The organism is Rahnella sp. BIGb0603, from assembly GCF_024808755.1.
GTDB classification, from domain to species: Bacteria; Pseudomonadota; Gammaproteobacteria; order Enterobacterales; family Enterobacteriaceae; genus Rahnella; species Rahnella contaminans.
Genome location: NZ_JANUEX010000004.1, coordinates 295,615 through 309,455, shown reverse-complemented (window position 1 = coordinate 309,455; position 13,841 = coordinate 295,615). Strand labels below are relative to the sequence as shown.

Sequence of the window (13,841 nt, the reverse complement as noted above, 5' to 3'; positions counted from 1 at the left end):
AATGAAAGCAACACGCACCGCGAAGTTAAAGCGTCCCGAAGATCAAGCCAGCTTTATCAGCTGGCGTTTTGCGTTGTTGTGCGCCTGTATCCTTCTGGCTCTGGTTGGCCTGATGTTGCGTGTGGCTTATCTGCAAGTCATTAACCCTGACAGGCTGGTCAAAGAAGGGGATTTGCGTTCCCTGCGCGTCCAGACCATCCCAACATCTCGCGGCATGATCACCGACCGTTCAGGCCGTCCCCTGGCAGTGAGCGTTCCGGTCAATGCGATCTGGGCCGACCCGAAAGAAATTAACGATCGCGGTGGTATCACGGTTGATACGAAATGGAAAGCACTGGCCGACGCGCTGAACATGCCGCTCGATCAGCTTTCAGCACGTATCAATGCAAATCCTAAAGGCCGCTTTGTGTATCTGGCGCGTCAGGTTAATCCGGCCGTTGGCGAATATGTCCATAAACTCAAGCTGCCGGGTATTTCCCTGCGTCAGGAATCCCGTCGCTATTATCCGGCCGGGCAGGTTACGTCGCACGTTATTGGCGTCACCAACATTGACGGCGAAGGCATTGAAGGCGTTGAGAAGAGTTTTGACCGCTGGCTGACGGGTAAACCAGGTGAACGTACCATCCGTAAAGACCGTTTTGGCCGCGTTATTGAAGACATCTCCACCGTCGACAGCCAGGCTGCACATAATCTGGCGCTGAGCATTGATGAACGTCTGCAAGCGCTGGTGTATCGCGAGCTGAATAACGCCGTGGCTTTCAACAAAGCGGAATCCGGCACTGCGGTATTGGTCGATGTGCAAACGGGTGAAGTGCTGGCGATGGCTAATAGTCCGTCCTATAACCCGAACAACATGCCGGATACGCCGAAAGACGTGATGCGTAACCGCGCGATTACTGACATTTTCGAACCGGGTTCTACCGTTAAACCGATGGTCGTCATGACCGCGTTGAAAAATGGCGTGGTTCGTGAGAACAGCGTGCTCAATACGCTGCCGTACCGGATCAACGGTCATGAGATTAAAGATGTGGCCCGTTACGCGGAGCTTTCCGTGACGGGTATCTTGCAGAAGTCGAGTAACGTCGGTGTTTCACGACTGGCGTTATCGATGCCGTCCGCAGAGCTGGTAGACACTTACTCGCGATTCGGATTGGGAAAACCAACCAATTTGGGGCTGGTTGGAGAAAGCAGTGGCTTATACCCTAAAAAACAACGGTGGTCTGACATAGAGAGGGCCACCTTCTCTTTCGGCTACGGGCTAATGGTGACACCTCTCCAGCTAGCGCGAGTCTATGCCACGATCGGCAGTATGGGCATTTATCGTCCGTTGTCGATCACACGTGTTGATCCGCCGGTTTCCGGCGAACGCGTGTTCCCTGAACCTCTGGTGCGCACCGTCGTTCATATGATGGAAAGCGTTGCGTTGCCAGGCGGCGGCGGCGTGAAAGCCGCTATCAAGGGTTACCGTATTGCGATTAAAACCGGTACTGCGAAGAAAGTCGGTCCGGATGGCAAATACGTCAATAAATACATTGCCTACACCGCAGGCGTTGCGCCGGCCAGCAATCCAAAATTTGCTCTGGTGGTCGTCATTAACGATCCGCAGGCAGGGAAGTATTACGGTGGGGCCGTTTCCGCACCGGTGTTTGGCGCCATCATGGGCGGAGTATTACGCACCATGAACGTTGAACCTGACGCGCTGACTGCCGATGAAAATGCAGACATAGTAAATAATCAAAAAGAGGCAACAGGTGGCAGATCGTAATTTGCGCGACATCTTAGCGCCCTGGGTGAGTGAAGCCCCGGCAGTAGCGCTAAAAGACATGATCTTAGACAGCCGCATTGCGGCTGCTGGCGATCTGTTTGTCGCGGTCTCAGGCCATACCAGTGATGGGCGTCGTTTTATTCCCCAGGCAATTGCTCAGGGCGTCGCTGCCGTCGTGGCCGAAGCAAAAGATGAACAAGAGCACGGAACGGTCTGCCAGATGCATGGTGTACCGGTGATATATCTTGAGGATCTCAACGTCCTGCTTTCCGAACTGGCAGGACGTTTTTATCAGCAGCCAGGCAAATCATTGCGTCTGGTTGGCGTGACAGGCACCAACGGTAAAACCACCACCACACAACTGCTGGCGCAGTGGAGCCAGCTGCTGGGCGAAACCAGTGCGGTGATGGGTACCGTGGGGAATGGCCTGCTCGATAACGTGGTTCCGGCGGAAAACACCACCGGTTCTGCCGTTCAGGTCCAGCATATTCTGGCTGATTTAGTGAAACAGGGTGCCACCTTCGCCGCGATGGAAGTCTCTTCCCACGGGCTGGTACAGCATCGTGTGGCCGCGCTGCCGTTTGCTGCCGCTGCGTTTACCAACCTGAGCCGCGATCATCTGGATTACCACGGTGACATGCAGAGCTACGAAGAAGCCAAATGGCTGCTCTTCTCCTCGCATCCGGTCGGTCAGAAAATTATCAATGCTGACGATGAAGTCGGGGCGCGCTGGCTGGCGAAAACCCCGGATTCTGTTGCGGTCAGCATGGAAGACAAAATCCCGGCGGGCTGGAAAGGCCGCTGGCTGGTTGCCCGTAGCGTGAACTATCACGACAACGGCGCGACGGTAAATATCGATTCAAGCTGGGGCGAAGGCAAGCTGGAGAGCCGCCTGATGGGCGCGTTCAATGTCAGCAATCTGCTGGTTGCACTGGCGACTCTGCTTTCCCTTGATTATCCGCTGGCACAATTGCTGGCGACGGGTTCCCAGTTACAACCTGTTTGCGGGCGTATGGAAGTCTTCAACGCGCCGGGTAAACCGACCGCCGTTGTCGATTACGCACATACGCCGGATGCGCTGGAAAAAGCGCTGGCGGCTGCCCGTCTGCACTGCAAAGGGCAACTGTGGTGCGTGTTCGGTTGCGGTGGCGATCGCGATAAGGGCAAACGTCCTCTGATGGGTGGGATTGCCGAACAATTCGCCGATCGCGTTATTGTGACCGATGACAACCCGCGCAGCGAAGAGCCTCGCGCCATCGTGGCGGATATTCTTGCCGGATTGCTTGATGCTGGCCGTGCGCAGGAAATCCATGGTCGTGCGGAAGCGGTGACCAGCGCCATCATGCAGGCGCAGGAAGACGACGTCGTTCTGATTGCCGGCAAAGGCCATGAAGATTATCAGCTGGTGGGAAATCAGCGTCTTGATTACTCCGACAGGGTGACTGTCGCACGTTTGCTGGGGGTGATCGCATGATCCGCGTTTCTCTGCAAACTCTGGCCGACGCGCTTAACGCTGAACTTGTCGGCGCGGATACACAAATTGACAGCGTGACGACGGATACCCGTCAGATCACCGAAGGCTGTTTATTTGTCGCGCTGAAAGGCGAAAAATTCGATGCCCACGATTTTGCGGCTGATGCCGTAAAAGCCGGAGCAGGTGCTTTGCTGGTAAGTAAGCGCTTACCGGTGGAAGGCCCTCAGTTAGTTGTCGCTGACACCCGCATTGCGCTGGGTCAACTCGGCGGCTGGGTTCGCCAGCAGGTTCCTGCCCGCGTGGTCGGCCTGACCGGCTCCTCCGGCAAGACTTCTGTGAAAGAAATGACCGCGGCGATTTTGCGTGAGTGCGGTAACGTCCTGTACACCGCAGGCAATTTCAATAACGACATCGGTGTACCACTGACGTTACTGCGCCTGACCGCAGAGCATGATTTTGCCGTTATTGAGATGGGCGCAAATCATCCGGGCGAAATCGCCTATACCACCGCGCTGGCACGTCCTGAGACTACGCTGATCAACAATCTCTCTGCGGCTCATCTTGAAGGTTTTGGTTCGCTGGCCGGCGTTGCCCGCGCAAAAGGCGAGATTTTTGAAGGTTTGCCGGAAAACGGTATCGCGGTGATCAACGCTGAGAGTAATGACTGGGCAAACTGGCAGCACAAACTGACCGGTAAAACCGTCTGGCAGTTCTCTTCTGCAAAAAATGAGGGCATCGATTTCAACGCGACCGACGTCAGACTCAGCCCGCTGAACACCGCTTTCACTCTGCATTCACCAAAAGGCAGCATTGATGTTTCGTTGCCGGTGCCGGGACGCCACAACATTGCCAACGCTTTGGCTGCGGCTGCGCTGGCGCTGTCTGTCGGCGCTTCGCTTGAAAACGTGCGTGCTGGCCTGAAAACCCTGCAATCCGTCAAAGGACGTTTGTTCCCGATTGCGCTTAGCGAAGGCAAAACCCTGCTCGACGACAGCTATAACGCGAACGTCGGTTCAATGACCGCAGCGGCACAAGTGTTGTCAGAAATGCCGGGCTACCGCGTGATGGCCGTCGGCGATATGGCTGAACTAGGCGCTGAAAGCGAAAGCTGTCACCGTCAGGTCGGCGAAGCGATCCGTGCAGCAGGTATCGATAAAGTATTCAGTATTGGTCACGACAGCCGCATCATCAGTGATGCCAGCGGATGTGGTGAGCATTTAGAGGATAAGGCAGCCCTGACGGCCCGTTTAACGAGCTTACTGTCTGAACACGCGGTAATTACCGTTTTGATTAAAGGTTCACGTAGTGCCGCAATGGAGCAGGTAGTACGCGCGTTACAGGAGAATGCAACATGCTAGTTTGGCTGGCCGAACACTTGGTCAAATATTATTCCGGCTTCAACGTCTTTTCCTACCTGACGTTTCGCGCCATTGTCAGCCTGCTGACTGCTTTGTTCCTGTCTTTGTGGATCGGACCACGGATGATTGCCCGTCTGCAAAAAATGTCTTTTGGTCAGGTTGTCCGTAACGACGGCCCGGAATCGCATTTCAGTAAACGCGGGACGCCAACGATGGGCGGCCTGATGATCCTGGCATCCATCACAATTTCCGTCCTGATGTGGGCTTACCCGTCTAACCCGTATGTCTGGTGCGTGCTGTTTGTTCTGCTGGGCTACGGTGTTGTCGGTTTTATCGATGACTACCGCAAAGTCGTCCGTAAAGACACCAAGGGTCTGATCGCCCGCTGGAAATACTTCTGGCAGTCAGTTATCGCACTTGCCGCCGCCTTCACGATGTATGCCATCGGGAAAGACACGCCAGCCACTGAGCTGGTAGTGCCGTTCTTTAAAGACGTCATGCCGCAGCTGGGGCTGCTGTATATCTTGCTGAGCTACTTCGTGATTGTCGGAACCAGTAACGCCGTTAACCTGACCGATGGTTTAGACGGCCTGGCGATTATGCCAACCGTGTTCGTCGCAGCTGGTTTTGCGCTGGTGGCCTGGGCGACCGGTAACATGAATTTTGCCAGCTACCTGCACATTCCTTACCTTCGCCACGCGGGTGAACTGGTGATCGTGTGTACCGCCATTGTCGGCGCCGGTCTTGGCTTCCTGTGGTTCAACACCTATCCGGCTCAAGTTTTCATGGGTGATGTCGGTTCACTGGCTCTGGGCGGTGCGCTGGGGACTATCGCCGTGTTGCTGCGTCAGGAATTCTTACTGGTGATTATGGGCGGTGTGTTCGTGGTTGAAACACTGTCGGTCATCTTGCAAGTCGGGTCCTTTAAGTTACGTGGTCAGCGCATTTTCCGTATGGCGCCGATCCATCATCACTACGAACTTAAAGGCTGGCCGGAACCGCGCGTCATCGTGCGCTTCTGGATTATTTCGCTGATGCTGGTCCTGATTGGCCTGGCGACGCTGAAGGTGCGGTAATTATGGCTGACTATCAGGGTAAAAAAGTGGTCATCATCGGGCTGGGCCTTACCGGCCTGTCCTGTGTTGATTTCTTTGTGGCACGGGGCGTGACGCCGCGTGTTATTGATACCCGCGTCAGCCCGCCCGGACTGGATAAACTCGCGGATAACATTGAACGTCATCTGGGTTCGCTCAATGAAGACTGGTTGCTCGATGCGGACCTGATTATCGCCAGCCCCGGTATGGCGCTGGCGACTCCTGCACTGAGCGCTGCCGCCGATGAGGGTGTGGAAATAATCGGTGATATCGAGCTGTTCTGCCGCGAAACGCAAACGCCGATTGTGGCGATCACTGGTTCTAATGGTAAAAGCACTGTAACAACGCTGGTCGGCGAAATGGCGAAAGCTGCCGGATGGCGCGTCGGTGTGGGCGGTAACATTGGTCTGCCAGTACTGACCATGCTTGATCATGAATACGATTTGTTTGTGCTCGAACTGTCCAGTTTCCAGCTTGAAACTACGCACAGTCTGCACGCGGCGGCCGCGACGATCCTCAACGTGACCGAAGATCATATGGATCGCTATCCGTTTGGTTTGCAGCAGTATCGCGCGGCAAAACTGAAAGTTTATGAAAACGCTGCGCTGTGCGTCGTCAATGCTGATGATGCGCTGACAATGCCGGTGCGTGGCGCTGATAAACGTTGCGTGAGTTTTGGTGTGGATGTCGGTGATTACCATCTGACACGCCAGCAGGATGATATCTGGCTGCGTGTGCGTGGCGAGAAAGTACTGAATACCAAAGAAATGCCGCTGACAGGCCGCCACAATTATACCAACGCGCTGGCTGCACTGGCACTCGCGGATGCCGTGGGCATTCCTCATGCTTCAGGCCTGAAAGCCCTGACGACCTTTACCGGACTGGCGCACCGTTTTCAGGTAGCGTGGCAACACAATGGCGTCCGTTGGATCAACGATTCCAAAGCGACCAACGTCGGTAGCACCGAAGCAGCCCTCAACGGCCTGCACGTTGAGGGTACATTGCATCTACTGCTGGGCGGTGACGGGAAATCTGCGGATTTCTCGCCTCTGACGAAATATTTGCAGGGCGATAATCTGCGCATCTACTGCTTTGGCCGTGACGGCGCGGAGCTGGCAGATTTACGTCCTGAAGTTTCTTCTCTGTTTGAAACGATGGAACAGGCGATGTGTGATATCAGCACGCGTGTGGCGTCAGGCGATATGGTTTTACTGTCTCCGGCCTGCGCAAGTCTTGATCAGTTCCGCAGTTTTGAACAACGCGGTGATGTTTTCACTGCGCTGGCGAAGGAGCTGGGTTAATGCGGATCCGTATCCCGGGGCTGAGCCTCGTCGGAAAATTTAACGACTGGGTGATGGGGTCGAAAGAAAACGACTCGCTGACGCTGGTGCTGTATGACCGGACGCTGCTGTGGCTGACATTTGGTCTGGCAATTATCGGCTTCGTGATGGTGACATCGGCTTCGATGCCGATCGGCCAGCGCCTGGCTGATGACCCGTTTTTGTTTGCCAAACGTGATGCGATTTACCTTGCCCTGGCCTTCGGGCTTTCGCTGGTCACGCTGCGTGTACCAATGGCGATCTGGCAGAAATACAGTAACGTTCTGCTGCTGCTTTCCGTGGTGATGTTGCTGGTTGTGCTGGTGGTGGGGAGCTCGGTTAACGGGGCATCACGCTGGATTTCACTGGGGCCATTGCGTATTCAGCCCGCAGAGTTTTCCAAGCTGTCACTGTTTTGCTATCTCGCCAGCTATCTGGTGCGAAAGGTTGATGAAGTCCGGAGCAACTTCTGGGGTTTTTGTAAACCGATGGGTGTAATGGTGGTTCTGGCGGTTCTCCTGCTGGCCCAGCCTGACCTCGGTACCGTCGTAGTACTGTTTATTACCACGCTGGCGATGTTGTTCCTGGCGGGGGCAAAAATGTGGCAGTTCCTGGCCATCATCGGGTCCGGTGCTTTCGCCGTTGTGTTGCTGGTTCTGGCCGAACCGTACCGTATGCGCCGCGTAACGTCGTTCTGGAATCCGTGGGCCGATCCGTTTGGCAGTGGCTACCAGTTAACCCAGTCACTGATGGCGTTTGGTCGCGGTGAATTCTGGGGCCAGGGGCTCGGGAATTCGGTGCAGAAACTGGAGTATTTACCGGAAGCGCATACCGACTTTATCTTCTCCATTTTGGGTGAAGAATTGGGGTATTTCGGTGTGGTTTTGGCTTTGTTGATGGTATTCTTCGTCGCTTTTCGCGCCATGTCCATCGGGCGTCGCGCACTGGAGATTGACCAGCGTTTTTCCGGATTTTTGGCCTGCTCAATTGGCGTGTGGTTCAGCTTCCAGGCGCTGGTTAACGTCGGGGCCGCTGCGGGGATGCTACCAACGAAAGGTCTGACCTTACCGCTCATCAGTTACGGTGGTTCGAGTCTGTTAATTATGTCGACGGCAATCGTGTTATTGCTGCGAGTGGATTTTGAAACGCGTCTGGCAAAAGCCCAGGCGTTTGTAAGGAGCGCCCGATGAGTGGCAATACCCGGCGTTTGATGGTGATGGCAGGCGGTACCGGCGGGCACGTTTTCCCCGGTCTGGCCGTCGCACATCATCTTATGGCGCAAGGCTGGGAAGTTCGCTGGCTGGGCACCGCAGACCGAATGGAAGCGGATTTGGTGCCAAAGAATGGCATCGAGATTGATTTCATTAAAATCTCAGGATTACGTGGGAAAGGTCTGAAAGCGCAACTCACTGCCCCTGTTCGCATATATCATGCCTGGCGCCAGGCGAAAGCCATCATGAAGCGCTTCCAGCCTGATGTGGTTTTAGGTATGGGCGGTTACGTTTCCGGCCCCGGCGGTCTGGCGGCATGGTCACTGGGTATTCCGGTGGTGCTGCATGAACAAAATGGTATTGCGGGCATGACCAATCGCGGTTTGTCGCACATTGCCAAAAAAGTATTACAGGCGTTTCCCGGCGCATTCCCGAATGCGGCCGTGGTCGGTAATCCGGTGCGCACCGATGTGCTGGCGCTGGAATTACCGCAAACCCGTCTGGCCGGGCGCGAGGGACCAATCCGTGTGCTGGTCATTGGCGGAAGTCAGGGCGCGCGTGTACTGAATCAGACCATGCCGGAAGTGGCAGCGCTGATGGGCGAAAAAATTACGTTGTGGCATCAGGTCGGTAAAGGCGCGCTGGAGTCCGTGAATCAGGCTTACGAAAAAGCCGGTCAGACTCAGCATAAAGTGACCGAATTCATTGATGACATGGCAGCGGCTTATGCCTGGGCGGATGTGGTGGTATGCCGCTCCGGCGCGTTAACGGTCAGTGAAATTGCTGCCGCAGGTTTGCCAGCCATTTTTGTGCCATTCCAGCATAAAGACCGCCAGCAGTACTGGAACGCATTGCCGCTTGAAAAAGCCGGTGCTGCAAAGATTATTGAGCAGAAAGATTTTAGTGCCGCCGCCGTCGCTGACCTGATGGCCGGATGGGACAGAACCCATCTGATAGAAATGGCAAGAGCTGCGCGTGCCGCCGCCATTCCTGATGCGACAGAACGTGTAGCCGCAGAAGTGGTTGCCGCCAGTAAAAAATGAAATTGAACGGGCCATGCGAAGCGTGGTCCCAGCCGTAAGAAACGGATTAATCAGTAACCTGAAATAGTGAATAAAAACGTGAATACACAACAATTGGCGAAACTGCGTACCTTCGTGCCCGAGATGCATCGTGTCCGGCACATTCACTTTGTTGGCATCGGTGGTGCCGGCATGGGTGGTATCGCCGAAGTGTTGGCCAATGAAGGCTATCAGATTAGCGGTTCTGACTTAGCGCCGAACGCGGTCACTCAGCAACTGACTGCACTGGGCGCGACAATTTATTTCAATCACCGCCCGGAGAATGTGCTGGATGCCAGCGTGGTGGTGGTTTCGACGGCAATCTCTTCCGATAACCCGGAAATTGTTGCTGCCCGTGAAGCGCGCATCCCGGTTATCCGTCGCGCGGAAATGCTTGCCGAGCTGATGCGTTTTCGTCACGGTATCGCCGTGGCAGGGACACACGGTAAAACCACGACCACGGCGATGGTCACCAGCATTTACGCAGAAGCCGGGCTGGACCCGACTTTCGTAAACGGCGGACTGGTTAAAGCAGCCGGAACACATGCGCGTCTGGGTTCCAGCCGTTTTCTGATTGCAGAAGCGGATGAAAGCGATGCGTCGTTCCTGCATCTGCAACCGATGGTGGCGATTGTGACCAACATCGAAGCGGATCACATGGATACGTATCAGGGCGATTTTGAAAACCTGAAACAGACGTTTGTAAATTTCCTGCACAACCTGCCGTTCTACGGACGTGCGGTGATGTGTATTGATGATCCGGTGATCCGTGAGCTGATCCCGCGTGTAGGCCGCCATATGACGACCTACGGTTTCAGCGAAGATGCGGATGTCATTATCGAAAATTACCGTCAGGTTGGCGCGCAGGGGCACTTTACGATACGTCGTCAGGATCTGCCGCTGATCAGCGTAACCCTGAACGCACCGGGCCGACATAACGCCCTGAATGCCGCTGCGGCCGTTGCTGTTGCGACAGATGAAGGTATCAGCGATGACGCAATTTTGCGTGCGCTGGAAGGCTTCCAGGGAACGGGACGTCGTTTTGATTTCCTGGGCGATTACGCGCTGGAAAATGTAAACGGAAAAACCGGAAGCGCAATGCTGGTTGATGACTACGGTCACCATCCGACAGAAGTGGATGCGACAATCAAAGCTGCGCGCGCGGGCTGGGCGAACAAGCGTCTGGTGATGATTTTCCAGCCTCACCGTTACACGCGTACCCGCGATTTGTACGACGACTTCGCGAATGTGCTGTCTCAGGTCGATGTGCTGATCATGCTCGACGTTTACCCGGCCGGTGAAGCGCCAATTCCGGGTGCCGACAGCCGCTCGTTATGCCGTACCATTCGTGCGCGAGGCAAGCTGGATCCTATCCTGGTTTCTGATATTGACGCAGTACCTGAAAGTCTGGCGCAGATCCTCGAAGGTGACGATTTAGTGCTGGTGCAGGGTGCCGGTAACGTTGGCAAAGTGGCCCGAAAATTGGCTGATCAAAAGTTGCAGCCAGTGAAAAAAGGTGAAGAACATCATGTCTGAGAAAGTAGCAGTATTGTTGGGTGGTACTTCCGCAGAACGCGATGTGTCATTGCAGTCCGGCGCTGCCGTGCTGGCAGGTTTACGCGAATCAGGTGTGGATGTGCATGGCATCGACACCAAAACATTCAACGTGGCGCTTCTTAAAGAAGAAGGGTTCAGCAAAGTCTTTATCGCGCTGCATGGCCGCGGCGGTGAAGACGGTACGTTGCAAGGATTGCTCGAGCAAATCGGCCTGCCGTATACCGGCAGCGGCGTGATGGCTTCCGCGCTGACCATGGATAAATTCCGCACCAAACTGGTGTGGCAGGCGCTGGGTTTGCCGGTTGCCCCGTTTGTGACGTTGCATCGTTCACAAATTGAAGAAGCAGGGCAGGGCGCTCTGGCGGCAAGAATCGCCGAATTAGGCCTGCCGGTTATCGTCAAACCGAGCCGCGAAGGTTCGAGCGTCGGCATGAGCAAAGTGACAACGGAAAAAGAGTTGTTGCCAGCCCTGCAGGAAGGCTTCCGTCATGACGATAACGTACTGATTGAAAAGTGGTTAAGTGGCCCGGAATACACGGTAGCTATCGTGGGCGATCAGGTTATGCCATCAATCCGCATCCAGCCAGCCGGAACGTTTTATGACTATCAGGCGAAGTATCTTTCTGACGAAACACAGTATTTTTGCCCGAGCGGTTTAAGCGAGGAGCAGGAAAAACAGTTATCTGCGCTGGCCTTGCAGGCTTATCAGGCACTCGATTGCAGTGGCTGGGGGCGTGTTGACGTGATGCAGGATGGTGACGGCAGCTTTAATTTGCTGGAAGTGAATACTTCGCCAGGAATGACCAGCCACAGCTTAGTGCCGATGGCGGCTAAACATTCCGGGCTGAGCTTCCCGCAACTCGTTTTCCGTATTCTGGCTTTGGCTGACTGATATGTCTCAAGCCGCCCTGAATACCCGAGAGCGTGAGACGGCCGAGAGCAACAGCGGCCGTCGCAGTAACGGTGGCCAGCTGGCAGGGATTGTGTTCTTGCTATTGGTGGTAGGAACTATTTTATGGAGTGCGTGGGCCGTTATTGGCTGGATGCAGGATGCGAACCGGTTGCCGTTGTCTCAGCTTGTGGTTACGGGAGAACGTCATTACACGACCAACGATGATATTCGTCAGGCGATTCTGTCCTTAGGGGCACCGGGAACGTTCATGACGCAGGATGTAAACGTCATTCAGCAGCAGATTGAACGTTTACCCTGGATAAAACAGGTCAGCGTCCGCAAGCAATGGCCGAATGAATTGAAGATTCACCTGGTGGAGTATGTGCCGGTCGCACACTGGAATGATCTGCATATGGTTGATGCCGATGGTAAATCATTCAGCATACCCGCTGAACGTGTGGTCAAACAGAAAATGCCGTTGCTTTACGGTCCGGAAGGCAGCGAACAGGATGTTTTGCAGGGCTTTCAAACGATGAGCCAGGCGCTGGCCGCCGGGAAATTCACGCTGAAGGCAGTAGCAATGAGTGCGCGTCACTCGTGGCAGTTAACTCTGGATAGCGACGTCCGGCTGGAATTGGGGAGAGATGACCGGATGGGGCGTTTACAACGTTTTATCGAGCTTTACCCGCGATTCCAGCAACAGGCTGAAGCCGATAAAAAACGCATTACGTATGTCGATTTACGTTATGACAGCGGTGCGTCGGTAGGTTGGGCTCCGGAGTTTATTGACCAGCAAAACAGTAATCAGCAACAGAATCAGGCACAGGCTAAACAACAATGATCAAGTCGACGGACAGAAAACTGGTAGTTGGGCTGGAAATCGGTACGGCAAAAGTCGCCGCATTGGTGGGGGAAGTTCTGCCCGATGGCATGGTCAATATTATCGGTGTGGGCAGTTGCCCGTCCCGGGGCATGGACAAGGGTGGCGTGAATGATCTGGAATCGGTGGTGAAGTGCGTACAGCGCGCCATCGATCAGGCTGAACTGATGGCGGATTGCCAGATTTCCTCTGTTTACCTTGCTTTGTCTGGTAAACATATCAGTTGCCAGAATGAAATAGGGATGGTTCCTATTTCAGAAGAGGAAGTCACGCAGGAAGATGTAGAGAACGTTGTGCATACCGCGAAGTCGGTACGCGTACGTGACGAACATCGTGTTCTGCATGTGATCCCTCAGGAATACGCCATTGATTATCAGGAAGGGATCAAAAACCCTGTCGGACTTTCCGGCGTGCGTATGCAGGCAAAAGTTCACCTGATTACCTGCCATAACGATATGGCGAAGAACATTGTGAAAGCGGTTGAACGCTGTGGCCTGAAAGTTGACCAGCTGATTTTTGCCGGTCTGGCTGCCAGTTATGCGGTTCTGACCGAAGATGAGCGCGAATTAGGAGTCTGTGTCGTTGATATTGGTGGTGGAACCATGGATATCGCGGTTTATACCGGCGGCGCACTACGTCATACTAAGGTTATCCCTTATGCAGGGAACGTGGTCACCAGCGACATCGCTTATGCGTTTGGAACGCCACCGACCGATGCCGAAGCTATCAAGGTTCGCCACGGTTGTGCATTAGGTTCGATTGTCGGCAAAGACGAAAACGTCGAAGTGCCGAGCGTAGGCGGACGCCCTCCGCGCAGTCTGCAACGTCAGACATTGGCTGAAGTCATCGAGCCTCGTTATACAGAATTGCTGAATCTAGTGAACGACGAAATTTTGCAATTGCAGGAGCAGTTACGTCAGCAAGGCGTAAAACATCATCTGGCCGCAGGTATTGTTTTGACAGGCGGCGCAGCACAAATTGATGGTCTGGCAGCTTGTGCGCAGCGGGTATTTCATACCCAGGTGCGTATCGGGCAACCTCTGAACATCACAGGGCTGACAGATTATGCGCAGGAACCTTACTACTCAACGGCTGTAGGGCTGCTGCACTATGGAAAAGAGTCTCACCTGAGCGGTGAGGCCGAAGTGGAAAAACGCGCCTCAGTGGGCAACTGGTTCAAAAGAATCAACAGCTGGCTGAGAAAAGAGTTTTAATGTTTTAACAACGGGA

Annotated in this window: 11 protein-coding genes; all 11 read left to right on the top strand. The window is 54.5% G+C overall.

The window, feature by feature from the left end:
• The first annotated feature begins 1 nt into the window (after position 1).
• The 11 genes from M2403_RS12805 (at position 2) to ftsA (ending at position 13,825) form a co-directional block, all read left to right on the top strand.
• The gene (locus M2403_RS12805; protein ID WP_152325135.1) at positions 2-1,765 is read left to right on the top strand and encodes a peptidoglycan glycosyltransferase FtsI; all 1,764 of its coding nucleotides are present in this window, start codon (positions 2-4) and stop codon (positions 1,763-1,765) included.
• Positions 1,752-3,239, top strand: a complete 1,488-nt coding sequence (murE, locus tag M2403_RS12800) for a UDP-N-acetylmuramoyl-L-alanyl-D-glutamate--2,6-diaminopimelate ligase (RefSeq protein ID WP_165058999.1) — start codon at positions 1,752-1,754, stop codon at positions 3,237-3,239. The genes M2403_RS12805 and murE overlap by 14 nt, the downstream gene beginning before the upstream one ends.
• Positions 3,236-4,597 (top strand): UDP-N-acetylmuramoyl-tripeptide--D-alanyl-D-alanine ligase, encoded by a 1,362-nt coding sequence (murF, locus tag M2403_RS12795; RefSeq protein WP_259229428.1) that lies wholly within the window; start codon positions 3,236-3,238, stop codon positions 4,595-4,597. Before murE ends, murF begins: the two co-directional genes overlap by 4 nt.
• The gene (mraY, locus tag M2403_RS12790; protein WP_152325132.1) at positions 4,591-5,673 is read left to right on the top strand and encodes a phospho-N-acetylmuramoyl-pentapeptide-transferase; all 1,083 of its coding nucleotides are present in this window, start codon (positions 4,591-4,593) and stop codon (positions 5,671-5,673) included. The genes murF and mraY overlap by 7 nt, the downstream gene beginning before the upstream one ends.
• 2 nt (positions 5,674-5,675) lie before the next feature.
• Positions 5,676-6,992: a UDP-N-acetylmuramoyl-L-alanine--D-glutamate ligase gene (gene murD, locus M2403_RS12785; protein WP_259229427.1), complete on the top strand. Its 1,317-nt coding sequence runs from the start codon at positions 5,676-5,678 to the stop codon at positions 6,990-6,992.
• A 5-nt stretch (positions 6,993-6,997) separates the two neighbouring features.
• The gene (gene ftsW / locus M2403_RS12780) at positions 6,998-8,200 is read left to right on the top strand and encodes a cell division protein FtsW (RefSeq protein WP_370530255.1); all 1,203 of its coding nucleotides are present in this window, start codon (positions 6,998-7,000) and stop codon (positions 8,198-8,200) included.
• Positions 8,197-9,264 carry an undecaprenyldiphospho-muramoylpentapeptide beta-N-acetylglucosaminyltransferase gene (gene murG / locus M2403_RS12775; protein WP_208950008.1) on the top strand — a complete coding sequence of 356 codons (1,068 nt, stop codon included), beginning with the start codon at positions 8,197-8,199 and terminating at the stop codon, positions 9,262-9,264. The genes ftsW and murG overlap by 4 nt, the downstream gene beginning before the upstream one ends.
• A gap of 78 nt (positions 9,265-9,342) precedes the next feature.
• The gene (gene murC / locus M2403_RS12770; protein ID WP_152325128.1) at positions 9,343-10,818 is read left to right on the top strand and encodes a UDP-N-acetylmuramate--L-alanine ligase; all 1,476 of its coding nucleotides are present in this window, start codon (positions 9,343-9,345) and stop codon (positions 10,816-10,818) included.
• Positions 10,811-11,731 carry a D-alanine--D-alanine ligase gene (locus tag M2403_RS12765; protein ID WP_259229426.1) on the top strand — a complete coding sequence of 307 codons (921 nt, stop codon included), beginning with the start codon at positions 10,811-10,813 and terminating at the stop codon, positions 11,729-11,731. The genes murC and M2403_RS12765 overlap by 8 nt, the downstream gene beginning before the upstream one ends.
• Before the next feature lies 1 nt (position 11,732).
• Positions 11,733-12,572 carry a cell division protein FtsQ gene (gene ftsQ / locus M2403_RS12760; RefSeq protein ID WP_152325126.1) on the top strand — a complete coding sequence of 280 codons (840 nt, stop codon included), beginning with the start codon at positions 11,733-11,735 and terminating at the stop codon, positions 12,570-12,572.
• The gene (ftsA, locus tag M2403_RS12755; RefSeq protein ID WP_009634688.1) at positions 12,569-13,825 is read left to right on the top strand and encodes a cell division protein FtsA; all 1,257 of its coding nucleotides are present in this window, start codon (positions 12,569-12,571) and stop codon (positions 13,823-13,825) included. The genes ftsQ and ftsA overlap by 4 nt, the downstream gene beginning before the upstream one ends.
• Positions 13,826-13,841: the final 16 nt, after the last annotated feature.